Here is a 17,759-nt window from a genome sequence, read left to right on the forward strand (position 1 = left end):
TCGGGGGCGCGCCGAGGCTACCCTCTGGTAATGGACGCGGAGGCGGCACGGCGGCCGCGGACGGATGCGGACGGACCGCGCGCCGGGGCGGACCGGGCACCCGCGGCGGCCCGCGACCGGCTGCGCGCGGCGGTGCTGGCCGGGTCGGCCCTGACGGCTCTGGTCGCCGGGGGCTGGTGGTGGCAGACCAGCGCGCCGGCCACCGGCCCGCTGGCCGTCGCGCCGACCCCGTCCGCGCAGAGCCGGTCCGGCAACGATGACGCCCCCGTCTCCTCGATGGTGGCCGTCGACGGTCAGAGGGTCGTCTCCGTCTGGACCCTGCCCGGCGACGGCGGAGCCAGCTACCGGGTCGACCCACGCACCGGTGCCGCGTTCCGGGTCGACTCCGGTGGGCGTACCGCCGTCCGGATCGATTCCGAGGCGCGGCGGCTCAACCGTCTGCCGAACACGATCTGGCGGGAGCGGGCGACGCTCAACCGGGAGAACGGCCGGGTGGTCAAGCAGGCCGCCGGTGAGGCCGCCACCCGCTTCCTGCTCCAGTACCGCTGCACGGGGCCGGGTGAGCTGCTGGTCGTGCTCGAGCGGGTCAGGTCCGCCGCCCCCTTCCCGGCGGTGGAGTGCGACGGGACGGTGGTGTCGATCGAGCTGACCGCCGTGGGCGGGCCGTTCCGGGTCTCGCTGTCGACCGCCGACGCCGAGCCGCTCCGCGTGGACGCGCAGCTGGTCGCCCTGCCCTGACGCGGCCGGCACCCACGTCGGGCCGCCGGGGACACGTCGGGCCGCCGGGGAGACGTCGGGCCGCCGGGGACACGTCGGGCCGCCGGGGACACGTCGGGCCGGCGGGGACAGGTCGGGCGTCGGGTCAGGCGGCGAGGTCGGCCAGGTCGGCGCGGTAGTCCTCCGCGGAGCGCACCTCGGGCACCACCGCGACCAGCACCCCGGCCCGGTCGACCAGCAGTGCGGTGGCGACGCCGGGGCGGGCCGGCAGGTGCAGGAACGCGCGCAGCCCGCCGGCCGGGTCGGCCAGTGGTCGTACGGTCGCTCCGGCGGGCGACGGCGCGACGGGCACGGCCCGGTCCTCGGCGACGGTGACGACGGTGACCCCGGCCGGCGCCAGGGCGGCGGCGGTGGCCACGTCGTCCGGGCACTCGCACCCGTCGACCAGGATGATCATCGCGGGCAGCAGCCCGCGCAGCGGCACCGGCGACTGCCCCGCGTCGACCAGGTCCAGCGCCGGCAGCGGCCGGCCGGTCATCCCGGCCGGCGGGGCGTACGGCGCGGGGGTCGGCCCCGGGGCGGTCCGGCCGGAGCGGGGCCAGGTGACCGCCACCAGCCCGGCGACCGTGGCCAGCACCGTCACCAGCAGGACCAGCAGGGGCAGCGCGAACGGCGACCGGGCGACCGGGTGTCGGCTGCCCTGAGCGGCCCGCGCGCGCAGCTCGCGGCGGACCTGTTCGGCCTCGGCCGCCAGGGCGGAGGCGTCGTCCGGCACGACCACCCGGCCCCACTCCGGCGGCAGGTCGGGCAGTTCGGGGCCGTCTGCGTCGGGCTTGCCCATCGGACCCCCAGGACGTCTCGGTGAGCGGACAGCGGCTCGACCTCCAGCGTCCCGCACGGGCCCTCGTACCGCTACACCTGGGCGCGTACGCGGGCGGCGGGATACCATGGGAGGAGCGCATAGCCCTTGATCTCGACGTTCGCGTCACTCGTGCCGGGCCGTCATCCACAGGTTACGGAGCGTGTTCGAATCATTGGTTTGATGGTCTGTCAAGCCGAAGAAATACCTCTCACAGGGCCCCTGAGCTGCGCCAACGGTCAGGACAGCGGTGAGACATCGGTGCCTGAGCGTGTTACCCTAGACACAGCGAAAGGGGTTTCGAACCTATGGTTTTCAGTGTCGGCGAGACCGTTGTTTACCCCCACCACGGGGCCGCACTCATCGAGGCAATCGAGACTCGGGTCATCAAGGGCGAGCCTAAGCAGTACCTCGTCCTGAGGGTCGCGCAGGGTGACCTGACGGTCCGGGTGCCCGCCGAGAACGCCGAGATCGTGGGTGTGCGCGAGGTGGTCGGCGAAGAGGGCCTCGGCAAGGTCTTCGACGTGCTCCGTGCACCGCACACCGAGGAGCCGACCAACTGGTCGCGGCGTTACAAGGCGAATCTGGAGAAGCTGGCTTCGGGCAACCCGCTGAAGGTCGCCGAGGTCGTCCGCGACCTGTGGCGCCGGGAGCGGGAGCGGGGCCTTTCCGCGGGTGAGAAGCGCATGCTCGCCAAGGCCCGCGACATTCTCGTCGGCGAGGTCGCGCTGGCCGAGAAGAGCACCAAGGACGAGGCGGAGACGCTGCTCGACAAGGTGCTCACCGAGGCCTAGTCCCCACAGCATCGTCGTACCCGATTCGTAGCGAAGAAACCACCGAGGACCGCGACGTGACCGCGCAGCTCAATCCGCGCGGTGACGTCGCGGTCCTCGTGCCTGCGGCCGGTGCCGGCGTACGCCTCGGGCCCGGCCGGCCCAAGGCGCTGCGCCTGCTGGCGGGGGAGCCGCTGCTGGCGCACGCCGTCCGCCGGCTCGCCGCCGCGCCCTCGGTGCACACCATCGTCGTGGCCGCGCCGGCCGCCGAGGTGACGGCCGTCCGCGACCTCCTCGGCCCGATCGCCCCGGTGACCGTGGTGCCCGGCGGTGCCGAGCGGCAGGCCTCCGTGGCCGCCGCCCTCGCCGCGGTGCCGGCCGGCCCGGAGATCGTCCTCGTGCACGACGCCGCCCGGGCGCTGACCCCGCCCGACCTGGTGGAGTCCGTCGCGGCGGCCGTCCGCGCCGGGCACGACGCGGTGATCCCGGTGCTCCCGGTGGTCGACACGATCAAGGAGGTCGGCGCCGGCGAGGTCGTCCTCGGCACCGTCGACCGTTCCGCCCTGCGCGCGGTGCAGACCCCGCAGGGCTTCCGTCGGGCGGTGCTGACCGCCGCGCACGCCGCCGCCGGCGACCCGCTCACCGACGACGCCGGTCTGGTCGAGAAGCAGGGCGTCCCGGTGCTCTGCGTCCCCGGCTCGGAGTACGCGCTGAAGGTCACCCGCCCGTTCGACCTGGCGCTGGCCGAGCACCTGCTGGCCGCCGGCGGCTGACGCGTACCCTCGTCGCATGATCGTTCCCCGGGTGGCCATCGGCACCGACGTGCACGCCTTCGAGGCGGGCCGGCCGTGCTGGGTGGCCGGTCTGCTCTGGCCCGACCAGGACGGCCTGGCCGGGCACTCGGACGCGGACGTGGCCGCGCACGCCGCCTGCAACGCGCTGCTCTCCGCGGCCGGCCTCGGCGACCTGGGCGCCAACTTCGGGGTGGGCCAGCCGGAGTGGGCCGGCGCGTCGGGCGTCGCGCTGCTAACCGAGAGCGCCCGCCGGGTGCGGGCCGCCGGCTTCGCGATCGGCAACGTGTCGGTGCAGGTGATCGGCAACCGGCCCAAGATCGGTCCGCGCCGAGAGGAGGCCCAGCGGGTGCTCTCCGAGGCGGTCGGCGCGCCGGTCACCGTCTCCGCGGCCACCACCGACGGCCTCGGCTTCCCCGGGCGCGGCGAGGGCCTCACCGGCATCGCGGTGGCCCTGGTGTACGAGGCTCCGGCCGCCTAGGCTCGCCGCGATGTCCAGCGACGCCACCTCCGACCGGTCCGCCTTCCACGGCTACCTCCAGCGTGCCCAGCTCCTCGCGGAGCTGGGCCGCTACGACGAGGCCGCGGCCGAGGTCTCCTACGCCGTCGCCCTGGAGCCGGCCAACGCCGGGGCGCTGACCATGCTGTCCCGGGTGCACCTCGCGGCCGGCCGGCCGACGGAGGCGCGCACCGCCGCCGACGCCGCGGTCGCCGCCGCGCCGGACGCCGTGCCGGCGCTGCTCGCCCGCGCCCTCGCCCTGACCGACCTCGAGGAGTACGCCGAGGCGGCCCGCACCGCCGACCGGATCCTCGCGCTGGGGCCCGACGACGCGTACGCCCAGCGCAGCGCCGCGGCGATCCTGGCCGGCGCGCGCAACGGGCAGCCGGCGCTGAACGCGGCCTGGCGCGGGGTCGAGCTGGCCCCCGAGGAGCCGGAGGCGCACCTGGTGCTGGGGCTGGTCGCCGCCAACATGCAGCTCTTCGACCTGGCCGAGCGGGCCTACCGCGAGGCGCTGCGGCTGGACCCGCAGCTCGCCGAGGCCCGGCACGACATCGGCGTGCTCCGGCTGGAGCAGCGGCGCTGGAGCGAGGCGCTGGAGCACCTCGCCGAGGCCGCCGCGATGAGCCCCGGCCGGGTCGACTCCGGGCGCACCATCTCGACCGGGCTGCGGCAGCTCGTGGTCTACGGCGCGGGCTGGACGATGATCACCGCCGTGCTGATCGCCTGCATGGCGCCGGGCAGCGCCGGGCTGTCCCGGGTCGCGGCGGCGTTCGCGGCGCTCGGCGGGGCGCTCGTGGTGTGGCGCTTCGCCGCCAAACTGCCCGGCCTGACCCGGACCATCCTGCCCGGCCTGCTCCGCTCCGACCGCACGCTGGCCCTGGCCGTCTACGCGGCGGCCGCCGCGCCCACGCTGATCCTGCTCTACGCCCTGGTCGGCACCCCATGGCCGCTGGTCCTCGCCATCGTCACGGCCACCGCCGCCGAACTCGCCGTCCTGTCGCGTACCGCGGTCTGACGCCTGTCGGGGGTGTGGCCGGAGCCCGGCCCGCTCCGGGCGGTCAGGCTCGATCCCTCCGCGGGCCGGGCTCCGGCCACACCCGTTGGAGTCACCGGCCGCCCGTCGCTTGCGCACCGGGCAGTGGGGGGCGGGTCCCGGCGAACCCCCACCCGCGGAGGGGGCTACGGGCGGCGCGCCCAGGTCCAGGCGTAGCCGTCGTCCTCGCAGGACCGGGCGGCGTCGCAGAGGTCGAGCGGGCGGAAGGTGTCGACCATGACGGCCAGCTCGTCGAAGAAGTCGGCGCCGATGGAACGCTCGGCGGCGCCCGGCTGGGGGCCGTGGGTGAAGCCGGACGGGTGCAGCGAGATCGAGCCCTGCTCGATGCCCGAGCCGCGCCGGGCCTCGTAGTTGCCGCCGGTGTAGAAGAGCATCTCGTCGGAGTCGACGTTGTGGTGGTTGTACGGCACCGGGATGGCGTCCGGGTGGTAGTCCACCTTGCGCGGCACGAACGAGCAGATCACGAAGTTCGGGCCCTGGAACGTCTGGTGCACGGGCGGCGGCTGGTGGATGCGGCCGGTGATCGGCTCGAAGTCGTGGATGGAGAAGGCCCACGGGTACATGTGCCCGTCCCATCCGACCACGTCGAACGGGTGGTGCGCGTAGACGTACCGCGTCCATCCGCGTCGGTGCCGGACCAGCACCTCGACGTCGGTGTCGTCCACCAGCAGCGGCGCGTCCGGCCCGCGCACGTCCCGCTCGCAGTACGGCGAGTGCTCCAGGAACTGGCCCCGGACGGAGAGGTAGCGCTTGGGCGGACCGATGTGCCCGGCCGCCTCGACGGCGAGCAGCCGGACCGGCTCGTCGCCGGTGGGCACCAGCCGGTGGATCGTCGAGGTGGGGATGACGACGTAGTCGCCGGCCACCGCGTCGAGCACGCCGAACGTCGACTCCACCCGCAGGGTGCCCGACTCCACGTAGAGGCAGTGGTCGCCGGTCGCGTCCCGGAACAGCGGGGACGGCCGGTCCGCCAGCACGTACGCGATCCGCACGTCGTCGTTGGCGAGCAGGTACTGCCGGCCGAGCACCGGGTCGGCGCCGGCCCCGTCGAGCTTGTGGGTGCGCAGGTGGCGGGGCTTGAGCGGCAGGTTGGGCACCCGGGTGAACGCCGGCGGGGCGAACTCCTCGGCCGCCACGATCGCGGTCGGCGCGTGCCGGTGGTAGAGCAGGGACGAGTCGGAGGAGAAGCCCTCCTGGCCCATCAGCTCCTCGGCGTAGAGGCTGCCGTCGGGCTGACGGAACTGGGTGTGGCGCTTGCGTGGCACCTCGCCGACGCTGCGGTAGTACGGCATCTCGCCTCCCGGTTCGTCCCGTTCACCGATCCAACGACGTCCGGTAATCGGACGCTGTTGTCCGTTCCTCGTAGCGTCCCGTACATTCTTGTCTCGTGTCAACGCAGGTGCCCGCGCTTCTCGACGGCCTCGTCGACGACGCCGCCGTCTTCCCGCCCGGCAGCGCGCCGCTGCCCGACGCCGTCGCCGCGCACCGGCGGCACCGCGCCTCCTGGTACGCGGACCTCGTCGGTCCCCTCCTGGTCCCCGCCACGCGGCTGGCCGAGCTGGCCGACCTGCTCGACGCGGGAGAGCGGATCGAGGTCGGCGTCATCGGGGACGTGCCGGTCGCCCGGCTCGACGAGGCGCGAACGGGGGCCGACCCGCGCATCCGCGTCCGCCAGATCGAGGCGGCCGTCGCCAAGCGCGGCGAGGACCCGCTGCCGGGCCTGGCCGACCTGATCGGGCTGGCCCGGAGGGCGAACCGGGCCGACGGTCCCGCCGACGGCGGACTCGCCGTCTACGCCGAGGTGCCGCTGACGTTCGGGCTGATGGGGGCGCTGGACGCGCTGGCCGCGGCCCGCGCCGACGGGCTGCCGGTCGCGGCGAAGTTCCGCACCGGCGGGCTGGCCGCCGAACTCTTCCCGACCCCGGCCGAGCTGGCCGCGGTGATCTGCGCCTGCCGGGACCGGGGCCTGCCGTTCAAGCTGACCGCCGGGCTGCACGAGGCGGTCCGGCACCTCGACCCGGAGACCGGCTTCGCCCACCACGGCTTCGCCAACGTCCTGGCCGCGACGCTGGCCGCCGCCGACGGCGCCGCGGTGGCGCGGGTCGCCGAACTGCTCACCGCGACCGATCCGCGCCCGCTGCTGCAGCGCGTCGAGGGCGGGCTGGCCGCCACGCGCCCGCTGTGGGTCGGCTTCGGCTCGTGCAGCATCCTGGAACCACTGACCGATCTGATCCGGCTGGGGCTGGTGAACGGGGGGTTTGACGCGTGAGCTGGGTGACGGGTGCCGAGGGATCGCCGTACGGGGTGGCCAACCTGCCGTACGGGGTGTTCCGCCACGGGGAGGGCGAACCGCGGGTCGGCGTACGGATCGGCGACTTCGTGCTCGACCTGGGCGGCGCGGAGGCGGCCGGCCTGGTGCTGGCGGCCGGCACGCTGGGCCGACCCACCCTCAACGACTTCATGGCCCTCGGCCGCCCGCAGTGGACGGCCGTCCGGCAGCGGGTGGCCGAGCTGCTCACCGACGCCGCCCACCGGCCGGCGGTGGAGCCGCTGCTGGTGCCGCTGCACGAGGTGCGGATGCAGATGCCGGAGGACGTGGCCGACTACGTCGACTTCTATTCCTCCGAGCACCACGCGGGCAACGTGGGGCAGATCTTCCGCCCCGGCCAGCCGCCCCTGCTGCCGAACTGGAAGCACCTGCCGATCGGCTACCACGGCCGGGCCGGCACGGTGGTCGTCTCCGGCACCCCCGTGGTGCGGCCCAGCGGGCAGCGGGCCACCCCGCAGGGGCCGGTCACCGGCCCGTCCGTACGCCTCGACATCGAGGCGGAGGTCGGCTTCGTGGTCGGCGTGCCCAGCCGGCTGGGCACCCGGGTCTCCGTCGACGACTTCGCCGACCACGTGTTCGGCGTGGTGCTGGTCAACGACTGGTCGGCCCGGGACATCCAGGCCTGGGAGTACCAGCCGCTCGGCCCGTTCCTGGGCAAGTCCTTCGCCACCTCGGTGTCCGCCTGGGTGACCCCGCTGGACGCGCTCGGCGACGCCTTCGTCCCCGCGCCCGACCAGGACCCGCCGGTCGCCGACTACCTGCGCGACGTGCCGCACCTCGGGCTGGACCTGCGCCTCGTCGTGGAGTGGAACGGCGAGCGCGTCAGCGAGCCGCCCTTCGCCACCATGTACTGGACGCCGGCGCAGCAGTTGGCCCACCTGACCGTCAACGGCGCCTCGCTGCGCACCGGCGACCTCTACGCCTCGGGCACCGTCTCCGGGCCGGAGCGGGGGCAGGTCGGCTCGTTCCTGGAGCTGACCTGGGGCGGGGCCGAGCCGGTGAAGTTCGCCGGGGGCGAGACCCGCACGTTCCTGGAGGACGGCGACACGGTGAGCATCACGGCCACCGCGCCCGGCCCGGACGGCACCACCATCGCCCTGGGCGAGGTGACCGGGACGGTCGTCGCCGCGCGCTGACCCGCCCGCCTCGCTGGCCGGGCGGACGGCTCCCGCCACGCCCGCCAGCCGTCCCCGCCCGCCTCCGCGCGCAACGGCCCCGGTCGCACAGATGGTGCGACCGGGGCCCGTCGTTTCCCCGTTGATCGTCGCGGATTCCGTCGCCATGCCGCGCCGGGCCGGGCCGGACGCCTTTCCGGTGCCGTCCCGGCCGCCGGCGGGCGTCCCGACGACAGGAAAGGTGACGACGATGAACGATCTCCCGGGCGCGGTCTGGCGTACCAGCAGCCGCTCGAACGACCAGGGCCTCTGCGTGGAGGTGGCGGACAACCTGGTCGACGTCCTCGGTGTGGTGGGCGTACGCGACTCCAAGGACCAGGCCGGCCCCACACTGGCGGTCAGCCCGCCGGGGTGGGCGGCCTTCGTCGGGGCGATCCGGGCAGGTCACTTCGGCCGCTGACGGGCCCCGGCCCGAGATCGGGGCCCTCGGCGGTGGAAATTCCGCTCCGGGGGCCCCGTTCCGCGCTCACCCGGCGTACCGTCGACGCCACGGGAGGTGGCATGTCGACGGTGGCGGTCACGGAGTTCGTGGAGGCGCACGACGCCGACCTCTGGCGGCTGCTGACCGACCTGACCGCCCGCACCCGGCGCTTCACCGGCCCGGTGGAGGTGCTCACCCCCGGCGCGTTCGGCCCGGGCACCGCCTGGCGGGAGACCCGTTCCCAGCCCGACGGCACGGCGCTGGTCGAGGAGTTCGTCGTCGTCGAGGCCGAGCCGCCCCGGCGGTTGGTGCTCGGCTCGCGGGGCGCCGGGGTGGACTACCGGATCACCTGGACGCTGCGCCCGGTCGAGCGGCGCCGTCGCGGCTGCACCGCCGTCACCGTCGAGCAGGAGGCGGTGCCGACCGCCCCGTACGGCCGCGTGGTCGCGTTGCTGCTCGGCGGGCTGGCCGCCCGGGCGGTCGAGCGCGCCCTGCGGCAGGACCTCGCCGACCTGGCTGCGGCGGCGGCCACCGGCACCGCCGAGGCGGCCTGAGGGGGCCAAGGCCGCCGGCATCTCCGAGGTCGTCTTCGACCGCGGTGGCGCGGGCCGCCGCCCGGGTCCGCTGCCTCGGCGACGCCCGCCCCGGACCGAAGGCCGGGGACGGGGGGCCGGGCGGGCGCGGCGACCTGACAGGGCCGTGACCGGCCCCGCTGGGTAGGGTGCCGGGCGGAGGTGCGCATGGGGTTCCCGAAGGGCCGGCGACGGATCGTGGTGGCGGTCGCGGCGCTGCTCGCCACCGCCGCCGTCGCGGCGACGGTCTACCGGGTGCTCGCCCCCGCCGAGGTCAGCACGCCCGCCCGGGGCGCGTACCCGCCGGCCGCCGCCGCGGCCGTCGGAGTGGTCGGCCGGCTCCCGGTCGCCCCGCTGATCGTGGACGGCCGGCTGCGGGTCTACGCCGCCCACCGTCAGGTCTACGCGGACCGGCCGGTCACCGGCCGGCACCGGACCACCCCGTACTGGTCGTACCGGCGCTGGCCGGCGGAACTGGACGGGGTGGTGGCGAGCGGGACGACGGTGGTCAGCCGCTGGTCGGACGGGCGGCTGGTGGCGCTCGACGCGCGTACCGGCCGGGTGGCCTGGGAGGCGGACGGGCCGGCGCCGGTCGGGGAGCGGACGGTGCGGCGCACCGGTGCGGCCACGGTCTGGGACCCTCGGGGCGTCTTCGTCGCCCGGGCGGCCGATGGCCGGCAGGTGGTGGTGGCGGCGGGCGCGGATGTCCGCGGTATCGACCTGGCCGACGGTCGTGAGCTGTGGCGGGCCGACGCGGACGCCGGTTGCCGGGAGGCGGTCGGCACGACGGCGTCGGGGCAGTTGATCACCGTGGACGCGTGTGCGGGCCCGGCCGTGGTGGAGTTCCGCGACGCCGCGACCGGCGTGGTCGGCGTCCGCTGGCGGCCGCCCGGGGCCGGCGACGAGCTGGTGGCGACGCCGGTGGGCTGCGGGACCGGCCGGGTCGGGTGCGTCGCCCTGCGGACGGCCGCGCCGGGGGAGGACGCGGGCCGGGGCTGGCTGATCGGCGACGGGGAGCCGGTCCCCGCCCCCGCCCTGGACCGGCCGGACGCCGACCTCGTCGACGGGACGGCGGTGGCGGTGGTGGACGGGGTGCTGGTCGCCCGTTCGGCCCGCACGGGGGCGGAGCTGTGGCGCCGTCCCGACCTGCCGGCGGCGCGGCTGCTCGCGGTCCAGCCCGGCCGGGTGCACCTGCTGACCGAGACGAACGACCTGGTGACGCTGGACCCGGTGACGGGCGCGCAGCGGTCCTGGTTCGCGTTGAACGCGGGCTCGGACGGGGTCGGCTGGGCGCCCGGCGCGGCGTACGCGGCGGACGGCTTCGTGGCCGTGGAGCGGCTCCGCGAGCCGGTCGATCCGACGGGGGACGACCAGCGCTACTACCTCACCTCGGAACCGGTGATCCTCGCCGCGACGTGAAACGCGGGGCGCCCCGCCTGCTCGACAAAGCGGACATAAGTTACTTATAGTCCCACTGTGCGTCTCCTGGCTGCCCTGTTGGGTGCGATCCTGATCCTGGTCACGGCGTCGCCGGCCGACGCCGCGCCGTCCGGTCGGGCGGTCCGGCTCGCCAGGACCGTGGGGGTGGACATCACCGTGCCCGCCGCGGTGCACCTCGGCGCCGGGATGACCGGCGGCACCCTGACCGGCCAACTGGGCACGGTGGAGGTACGCGACTCGCGCGGGTCGGTGGACCCCAACACCTGGGTCGCCGCCGTGTCCGCAACCGACTTCATCGTCGGCACCGGTGGTCCCGGGCGGACCATCGCCGCCGACCGGATCTCGTACTGGTCCGGGCCGGCGGTGCGCAGCGCCGGCGGCGGCACGCTCGCGCCGGGGCAGCCGACCTCGGCGCAGGCGGTGACCCTGGGCGTGGCCCGCGAGGCGTTCCGCAAGACCGGCGGCAACGGCAACAACGCCGTGGCCTGGTCGCCGACGATCAGGGTCGCCATCCCGGTCGGGGTCGTCGCCGGCGGCTACCGGGGCACCATTGTCCACTCTGTCGCCTGATGGGTGATTTGTCGGAATCATGCCGACCGCGTGCGGGAGGGATGTTTAGCGTGAGCCGCATGAAGAAGCCGCTTCTTGCCCTGACCGCCGCCACGGCCGCCGTGGTGGCCCTGGCGACGCCCGCCGCAGCCGCGCCGACAGGTGACACCATCGTCACTTTTACCGTGGCCGCCGCCGACCTGAACATCAGCGTCCCCTCGGGTGTGAACCTCGGCTCCGTCTTCTCCGGTGGCGTGCTGACCGGCGAACTCGGCACGGTGACAGTCACCGACAGCCGCGCCGCGCTGAACGCCACCTGGAGCGTCAACGTCTCGGCCAGCTCCTTCGCCACCGGCGACGCCACCCCCGAGGAGACCATCTCGCCGGCACTGGTGGAGTACTGGTCCGGCGGGTTCACCGGCAGAACTGGCACCGGCGATCTGGTACCCGGCCAGCCCACCCAGGCGGATGCGATCAGCCTGAGCACGCCGCGTACCGCCTTCTCCAAGACCTCGGGCAGCGGCAACAACTCCGCAAGCTGGGCGCCGGACATCCGGATCGCGGTGCCGGAGACCGCCGTCGGCGGCACCTACACGGGGGTGATCACCCATTCGGTGGCCTGACCGCACCCGCGCCCTCGCCCTGGCCGTCCTGCTCACGGCCGGGGCGTCGGCGTCGGCCGCGCAGCCCGGGCCGGCGTTCGTGGGCGGGCGGGCGGCGCTCGCGGCGCCGGGGGTGCCCGAGGCCGGCGTGCCGGCCGTCGAGCCGATCGGGGGCAGCGGCTCGCCCCGCCCCTCGGCGCAACCGAGCTCCAGCGGCCCGCCGACGTCCGTGGGGGTGCGCCTGCTCGACGCCCCGGTGAACCGGCGCGACGACACCCGGGCGCACAAGTACGTCGTCGACCACCTCCGCCCCGGCACCACCATCGAGCGCCGGATCATGGTCGAGAACCCGTCCGAGGATCGCCGCCCGGTCTCGGTCTACGCCGCCGCCGCCGACGTCACCGGCGACGGATTCGTCTTCGCGCCCGGCCGCACCGGGAACGAGCTGAGCAGCTGGATCACCGTCAACCGTCGGGAGCTGGACCTGGCGCCGGACGAGAAGACCGAGGTCCTGGTGACGATCGCGGTGCCCCGCGCCGCCGAGGCCGGCGAACGGTACGCCGTCGTGTGGGCCGAGGTCCCTGGCGCCGACGGCCAGAACGTGCGCAACGTCGGCCGGGTCGGGATCCGGGTCTACCTCTCCGTCGGGCCGGGCGGCGAGCCTCCCTCCGGCTTCGAGATCGCCCCGCTGACCGGCGGGCGGGAGGCCGACGGGACTCCCTTCGTCACCGCCGAGGTGCGCAACACCGGAAAGCGGGCGCTGGACCTGGCCGGCGAACTGTGGCTCGCCGACGGGCCGGGCGGGCTCTCGGCCGGGCCGGTGAAGGCGGAGGCGGGCACGCTCGCGTTGGGCGGCACGACCACCGTCCGGGTCGCCCTGGACCGCCGCCTGCCCGACGGTCCCTGGTCGGCGAAGCTGGCCCTGGCCAGCGGCTGGACCAAGCGGACCGGCACCGGCACGGTCAGCTTCGGCGCGGCTCCCGCCGCGGCCAGCGCCGCCGACGGCTCCGACGAGATGCTCACCGGGGGGCTGGTCACCTCGGGGCTGGTGCTGGCGCTCTTCGCGGTCTACGCGTACCGCCGGCGGGCCCGGTTCCGGCCGCCGGTGCCGGCCGCCTGAGACGTCCGGGTCGGTCCGCGGGGGGATGGCGGACCGACCCGGTCACGGCACGATGCCCCGACCCGGCCGGCCGCGGGATGGCCCGTCGGCCGGCCTGGTCGGGTCGACCCGGTTCAGGCCAGCGCCGCCTCGGCGGCGGCGAGGAAGGCGTCGTTCTCGGCCGGGGTGCCGATGGTGACCCGCACCCCGTCGCCGGGGAACGGCCGGACGATCACGCCCCGGGCCTCGCACGCCTTGCCGAAGTCCACCGCCCGCTCGCCCAGCGGCAGCCAGACGAAGTTCGCCTGGCTGCCCGGCACGTCCGGGACGAGCTTGCGCAGCGCCTCGGTCACCCGGTCGCGCTCGGCGACGACGAGGGCGCACCGCCGCTGCACCTCGTCGGCCTGGCCGAGCGCGGCGAGCGCGCCGGCCTGCGCGGCCATGCTGGTGGAGAACGGCGTGACGACCTTGCGTACGGCCGCCGCCACCGCCGGCTGCGCGACCAGGAAGCCGATCCGCAGGCCGGCCAGGCCCCAGGCCTTGGAGAGCGTCCGCAGCACGACCACGTTCGGCCGGTCGAGGTAGGTGAGGCCGTCCGGCACCTCGGGGTCGGTGACGAACTCCCGGTACGCCTCGTCGATCACCACGAGCACGTCCTCGCCGACCGCGTCGAGGAACCGGTCCAGCTCGGCCCGGCGGACGGACGTGCCGGTCGGGTTGTTCGGGTTGCAGACCAGGATCATCCGGGTCCGGTCCGTCACCGCCGCCGCCATCGCCGCCAGGTCGTGCCCGTGCCCGGCGTCGTTGGGCACCCGCACGCTGGTCGCGCCGCTGGTCGCCGCGATGATCGGGTACGCCTCGAAGGAGCGCCACGAGTAGAGCAGCTCGTCCCCGGGCAGGCAGGTGGCGCGGACGAGGTGCTCGGCCAGCGCCACCGAGCCGCAGCCGGTGGCGATCCGGTCGGCGTCCACGCCGTACCGCTGGGCCAGCGCCTCGCGCAGCGCGACCACGCCCATGTCCGGGTAGCGGTGCACCCCGGCGGCGGCCTCGGCGACGGCCTCCACCACGCCGGGCAGCGGCCCGTACGGGACCTCGTTGCTGGCCAGCTTGATCGCCTCGGGGAGCCCGAGCTCGCGGGCCAGGTCGGCCGGGCTGCGGCCGGGCACGTAGTTGGGCAGCGCGTCCAGGTCGGCGCGGGTCAGCCGCAGCGCCGGCTGGTGGCGTCCGGTGTCGGTCATGGGGTGTCTCCCGAGGGGTCGGTGCGGTCGTCCGGGGTCGTCCGGCGGGTGCGGGGGAGCTGGACCACCACGGTCTGCGCCCGCTTGTCGTGCAGGGCCTGGCGCAGCGGGTGGTCGAAGAGCGGGGAGAGTGCGTCGACGAGCTGGAGCAGCAGGCCGAGGCCGCAGCAGTACCACAGCAGGGTGGGCAGGCCGAGCGTGTTCCACCGGCGCAGCGCCCGGCCGAAGCCGAGCGGCTCGTCGGCGGCCATCGGGAGCACCTTGATGCCCACCACCCGCTTGCCGAAGGTCTGCCCGCCGGCGGCCGTCGTCGGCACCTCGTACGCGAGCCAGAGTGCGGTGGCGATCAGCAGGATGACGACCTGGAGGCCGCCGGCCTGCTCGCTGGGCTGTGGCAGCCCCTCGGTGGAGGTGTCGCCGGCCATCGCCCGCCGGAACACCTCCCGCCAGTACGGGGTGACCTCCTCGACCAGCCGCCACACGAACCAGCCGTTGACCACGGCGTTCAGCGCGAACACGATGGCGAAGTCGATCAGCCGGGCGATCAGCCGGGCGCCGAACCCGGCCAGCGGGAGCCCGTGCGGGCGGGGCTCCGGGGGCCGTCCCGGCCAGCCTCCCGGCGGCCAGCCGGGCGGCGGGCCCTGCGGATGGCCGAGGCCCTGCGGCGGCTGCCAGGGATAGGGCTGACCGGGATGCGGCCGCCCCGGGTGGGGCGGTCGGTCCGCGGGTGCGCCCGGCGCGGAGACCGGGGCCGCGGGCGGCGTCGGGGCGGGCGGCGGCTCGGGCGGCGGTGGGCCCTCGGGCGGGGTGGCGTCGACGGGGATCGGCGCGCCGATCCAGCCCCCGCCGTCCCAGTAGCGTCGGGTGTCCGGGTCGGCCGGGTCGACGTACCAGCCCGGTTCGACGCTCACGGCCTGGCCTCGCTGCGCTCGCTCACGCAGACACCTTAACGACGACGGTGCCGGCGAACTTGTCGTGGAGGCACTGCTGCCAGGGCTTGTCCCACAGTTGCCAGAGCCCGTCGAGGTAGCTCAGGCCGGGGAGGAACGTCGCGGCGACGTGCTGCACGGCGTACCGCTTGCCGGCCATCCGCCGGTCCAGCGTGGCGGCCGGGTCGAGCGGCACGACCCGCAGCTTCATCACCCGCTTGCCGTACGTCTGCCCCGTGCGCTTCATGTACTCCACGTGGTAGAGCCAGTAGAGCCCGAGCAGCACCACCACCAGGCCCAGTTCGAGCAGCAGGATCGGCAGGAAGAAGTCCGTCACGAACGAGCCGGGGTCGGGCTCGACCAGCGTGCCGTCCGGGTTGGTCCGGGTCAGGTCGTCCGTCATGTTCCAGAAGAAGAGCATGAACGCCGGCAGGAAGAGGACCATCGCCACCAGCATGCTGATCCCGAGGTCGATCAGGTACGCCAGCAGCCGGTCGCCGAAGCTGGCGAGCGGCTGACCGCCGGGGCCGAGCGGCGGCGGCGCGGGGTGCGGCGCCCAACCCGGCGGTGGGGTCCAGCCCGGCGGCGGGACGTGCCCGGGCGGGGCGTACTGCGGCGGCACCGCGTACCCCTGGCTGGTGGGACCGGTGGGCGGCGCGAAGCCGCCGGCGGCGGGCGTGGGCCCACCGGCCGGCGGCGTCGGGTACGTCGGAGGCTGCGTCACGCTCGACAGTGTTACAGGTTGCCGCGCTTCTCCTGCTCCCGCTCGATGGCCTCGAAGAGCGCCTTGAAGTTGCCCTTGCCGAAGCCGAGCGAGCCGTGCCGCTCGATCAGCTCGAAGAAGACCGTCGGGCGGTCCTGCACCGGCTTGGTGAAGATCTGGAGCAGGTAGCCGTCCTCGTCGCGGTCGACCAGGATCTTGCGGGCCTTCAGCTCCTCGATCGGCACCCGCACCTCGCCGATCCGGGCGCGCAGCTCCGGGTCGTCGTAGTACGAGTCCGGGGTGTCCAGGAACTCGACGCCGGCGGCGCGCATCGCGTCGACGCTGGCCAGGATGTCGTTGGTGGCCACGGCGATGTGCTGTGCGCCCGGGCCCTGGTAGAACTCCAGATACTCGTCGATCTGCGACTTCTTGCGGGCGATCGCCGGCTCGTTGAGCGGGAACTTCACCTTGCGGGTGCCGCTGGCGACGACCTTGCTCATCAGCGCCGAGTAGTCGGTGGCGATGTCGTCGCCGATGAACTCGGCCATGTTCGAGAAGCCCATGACGCGCTTGTAGAAGTCGACCCACTCGTCCATCCGGCCGAGCTCGACGTTGCCGACCACGTGGTCGACGGCCTGGAAGAAGCGCTTCGGCTGGACGCCGGCGTCGATCATCGGCTGCCGGTCCACGATCGGCTTGCGGGCCACGAAGCCGGGCAGGAAGGGGCCGGTGTAGCGGGACCGGTCGACCAGCGTGTGCCGGGTGTCGCCGTACGCGGCGATGGCGGCCAGCCGGACGGTGCCGTGCTCGTCGCTGACGTCGTGCGGCTCGACGAGGCCGGTCGCGCCCTGCGCGGTGGCGTGTGCGTACGCGGCGTCGACGTCCGGGACCTCCAGCGCGATGTCGGAGACGCCGTCGCTGTGCTTGGTCACGTGCTCGGCGCCCTCGGCGTCCGGGCGGACGACGCCGGTCAACACGAACCGGGCCGAGCCGCTGGTCAGCACGTACTGGGCGTGGTCGCGGTAGCCCTGCTCGGGCCCCCGGTACGCCACGCAGGTCATCCCGAACGCGGTGGAGTAGTAGTGCGCCGCCTGCTTGGCGTTGCCCACCAGGAAGTGCACGTGGTCGAGGCCCTTGACGGGGAACGGGTCGCGGCTGATGTCGTGGTCGACGGCGCCGACGAGCACGTCGATGTCGACGTCGTCGCTCCCGTGGGGTCGGTCGATCGCCTGGGTCATCGCGGTCTCCCTCAAGTACCGGCCGGCCTCGTGGCCGCCGCCGTGGTCGGTGCGGGTGGTCGGGCTGTTGCGCGCGCTGCCCGCCGTTCCCTGTGGCGAGGATCGCGGTGACCCGGCTCACTGGGCAACTGTCGGCCAGATCGCTGGTCAGGTTGCGCATTCAGTAGGGTGTTAAGCCATGAACGCTGGTCAGGTTGTGCAGCTCGACGCCCTCGACGCGCGGTTGATCGAACTGCTCGCCGAGGAGCCGCGGATCGGGGTGCTGGAATGCTCCCGGCGCCTCGGGGTGGCCCGGGGCACCGTGCAGGCCCGGCTCGACAAGCTGGTCGAGCGGGGGGTCGTCGGCGGATTCGGCCCGGAGATCTCCCCGGCGGCGATCGGGTTCGGGGTGACCAGCTTCGTCACGCTCGAGATCAGCCAGCGGCACGGGCACGACCCGGTCACCGCCCACCTGGCCGCGATCCCGGAGGTGCTGGAGGCGCACACCATCACCGGCTCCAGCGACCTGCTCTGCCGGATCGTGGCCCGCTCGAACACCGACCTCCAGCGGGTGATCGACCAGATCGTCTCGTACGAGGGCATCCGCCGCGCCTCGACGATCATCGCGCTGGCCGAGCAGATCCCGTACCGCACCCTCCCCCTGGTCCGCTCCGCCGCCCGGGGGTGAGGAGGGGCCCTTCCTGTACAAAAAGCGATAACAGGGGGCCCTTCCTTACCGCACCCGCGTGGAGAAAGGGCGGCGACACGGCGGCGCGGGACGGCGGGAGC

General features: G+C 74.8%; 20 protein-coding genes. 14 read left to right on the forward strand and 6 right to left on the reverse strand.

Annotated elements, in window-relative coordinates:
- Nucleotides 1–30: 30 nt before the first annotated feature.
- Nucleotides 31–738, forward strand: a complete 708-nt coding sequence (locus ACFY23_RS14320; protein ID WP_350681726.1) for a hypothetical protein — start codon at nt 31–33, stop codon at nt 736–738.
- Nucleotides 739–862: 124 nt separating this feature from the next.
- Here the strand turns inward: ACFY23_RS14320 and ACFY23_RS14325 are convergent, their stop codons facing one another.
- Nucleotides 863–1,558, reverse strand: a complete 696-nt coding sequence (locus ACFY23_RS14325; RefSeq protein ID WP_350681724.1) for a hypothetical protein — start codon at nt 1,556–1,558, stop codon at nt 863–865.
- Between the two features lie 326 nt (nt 1,559–1,884).
- On the opposite strand from ACFY23_RS14325, the gene ACFY23_RS14330 reads away from it, so the two are divergent.
- From ACFY23_RS14330 to ACFY23_RS14345, 4 genes are read left to right on the forward strand one after another with little or no spacing between them, the layout of a single operon-like run.
- The gene (locus ACFY23_RS14330) at nt 1,885–2,370 is read left to right on the forward strand and encodes a CarD family transcriptional regulator (protein ID WP_007073334.1); all 486 of its coding nucleotides are present in this window, start codon (nt 1,885–1,887) and stop codon (nt 2,368–2,370) included.
- Between the two features lie 56 nt (nt 2,371–2,426).
- The gene (gene ispD / locus ACFY23_RS14335; RefSeq protein WP_350681722.1) at nt 2,427–3,122 is read left to right on the forward strand and encodes a 2-C-methyl-D-erythritol 4-phosphate cytidylyltransferase; all 696 of its coding nucleotides are present in this window, start codon (nt 2,427–2,429) and stop codon (nt 3,120–3,122) included.
- Between the two features lie 16 nt (nt 3,123–3,138).
- On the forward strand, nt 3,139–3,621 hold the full coding sequence (gene ispF / locus ACFY23_RS14340; RefSeq protein ID WP_350681720.1) for a 2-C-methyl-D-erythritol 2,4-cyclodiphosphate synthase: 483 nt from the start codon (nt 3,139–3,141) through the stop codon (nt 3,619–3,621).
- A 10-nt stretch (nt 3,622–3,631) separates the two neighbouring features.
- The gene (locus ACFY23_RS14345; protein ID WP_350681718.1) at nt 3,632–4,657 is read left to right on the forward strand and encodes a tetratricopeptide repeat protein; all 1,026 of its coding nucleotides are present in this window, start codon (nt 3,632–3,634) and stop codon (nt 4,655–4,657) included.
- A 164-nt stretch (nt 4,658–4,821) separates the two neighbouring features.
- Here the strand turns inward: ACFY23_RS14345 and ACFY23_RS14350 are convergent, their stop codons facing one another.
- Nucleotides 4,822–5,988 (reverse strand): cupin domain-containing protein, encoded by a 1,167-nt coding sequence (locus tag ACFY23_RS14350; RefSeq protein WP_350681716.1) that lies wholly within the window; start codon nt 5,986–5,988, stop codon nt 4,822–4,824.
- A gap of 95 nt (nt 5,989–6,083) precedes the next feature.
- On the opposite strand from ACFY23_RS14350, the gene ACFY23_RS14355 reads away from it, so the two are divergent.
- The 8 genes from ACFY23_RS14355 to ACFY23_RS14390 all read left to right on the forward strand — a co-directional run bounded on the left by ACFY23_RS14355 (nt 6,084) and on the right by ACFY23_RS14390 (nt 12,904).
- Complete coding sequence (locus ACFY23_RS14355) at nt 6,084–6,965, forward strand: hypothetical protein (protein ID WP_350681714.1); 882 nt, start codon at nt 6,084–6,086, stop codon at nt 6,963–6,965.
- Nucleotides 6,962–8,161 carry a fumarylacetoacetase gene (gene fahA / locus ACFY23_RS14360; RefSeq protein WP_350818946.1) on the forward strand — a complete coding sequence of 400 codons (1,200 nt, stop codon included), beginning with the start codon at nt 6,962–6,964 and terminating at the stop codon, nt 8,159–8,161. The genes ACFY23_RS14355 and fahA overlap by 4 nt, the downstream gene beginning before the upstream one ends.
- Before the next feature lie 229 nt (nt 8,162–8,390).
- A complete protein-coding gene (locus ACFY23_RS14365) occupies nt 8,391–8,600 on the forward strand; it encodes a DUF397 domain-containing protein (protein ID WP_350681710.1) in 210 nt (69 codons plus the stop codon).
- 101 nt (nt 8,601–8,701) lie between these two features.
- Nucleotides 8,702–9,175 carry an SRPBCC family protein gene (locus tag ACFY23_RS14370; protein ID WP_350681708.1) on the forward strand — a complete coding sequence of 158 codons (474 nt, stop codon included), beginning with the start codon at nt 8,702–8,704 and terminating at the stop codon, nt 9,173–9,175.
- Between the two features lie 186 nt (nt 9,176–9,361).
- A complete protein-coding gene (locus ACFY23_RS14375) occupies nt 9,362–10,612 on the forward strand; it encodes a PQQ-binding-like beta-propeller repeat protein (RefSeq protein WP_350681706.1) in 1,251 nt (416 codons plus the stop codon).
- A gap of 57 nt (nt 10,613–10,669) precedes the next feature.
- On the forward strand, nt 10,670–11,203 hold the full coding sequence (locus ACFY23_RS14380; RefSeq protein WP_350681704.1) for a hypothetical protein: 534 nt from the start codon (nt 10,670–10,672) through the stop codon (nt 11,201–11,203).
- Nucleotides 11,204–11,262: 59 nt separating this feature from the next.
- On the forward strand, nt 11,263–11,805 hold the full coding sequence (locus ACFY23_RS14385) for a hypothetical protein (RefSeq protein WP_350681702.1): 543 nt from the start codon (nt 11,263–11,265) through the stop codon (nt 11,803–11,805).
- Nucleotides 11,806–11,884: 79 nt separating this feature from the next.
- Entirely contained in the window at nt 11,885–12,904 is a 1,020-nt protein-coding gene (locus ACFY23_RS14390) for a hypothetical protein (RefSeq protein WP_350681700.1), read from the forward strand.
- 113 nt (nt 12,905–13,017) lie between these two features.
- Here ACFY23_RS14390 and hisC read toward each other — a convergent pair whose 3' ends face one another.
- The 4 genes from hisC to hppD are packed head-to-tail and all read right to left on the reverse strand — an operon-like array spanning nt 13,018 to nt 16,991.
- Nucleotides 13,018–14,121 (reverse strand): histidinol-phosphate transaminase, encoded by a 1,104-nt coding sequence (gene hisC / locus ACFY23_RS14395; RefSeq protein WP_350681698.1) that lies wholly within the window; start codon nt 14,119–14,121, stop codon nt 13,018–13,020.
- A complete protein-coding gene (locus ACFY23_RS14400; RefSeq protein WP_350681696.1) occupies nt 14,118–15,032 on the reverse strand; it encodes an RDD family protein in 915 nt (304 codons plus the stop codon). The genes hisC and ACFY23_RS14400 overlap by 4 nt, the downstream gene beginning before the upstream one ends.
- 22 nt (nt 15,033–15,054) lie before the next feature.
- Nucleotides 15,055–15,774: an RDD family protein gene (locus ACFY23_RS14405; protein WP_350681694.1), complete on the reverse strand. Its 720-nt coding sequence runs from the start codon at nt 15,772–15,774 to the stop codon at nt 15,055–15,057.
- Nucleotides 15,775–15,785: 11 nt separating this feature from the next.
- On the reverse strand, nt 15,786–16,991 hold the full coding sequence (gene hppD / locus ACFY23_RS14410; protein WP_350681692.1) for a 4-hydroxyphenylpyruvate dioxygenase: 1,206 nt from the start codon (nt 16,989–16,991) through the stop codon (nt 15,786–15,788).
- A gap of 178 nt (nt 16,992–17,169) precedes the next feature.
- Here hppD and ACFY23_RS14415 point away from each other — a divergent pair, with 178 nt between their 5' ends.
- Complete coding sequence (locus tag ACFY23_RS14415) at nt 17,170–17,658, forward strand: Lrp/AsnC family transcriptional regulator (protein ID WP_350681690.1); 489 nt, start codon at nt 17,170–17,172, stop codon at nt 17,656–17,658.
- Nucleotides 17,659–17,759 lie beyond the last annotated feature (101 nt).

The organism is Micromonospora sp. NPDC000121 (assembly GCF_042899165.1).
In the GTDB taxonomy this organism is placed as follows: Bacteria; Actinomycetota; Actinomycetes; order Mycobacteriales; family Micromonosporaceae; genus Micromonospora.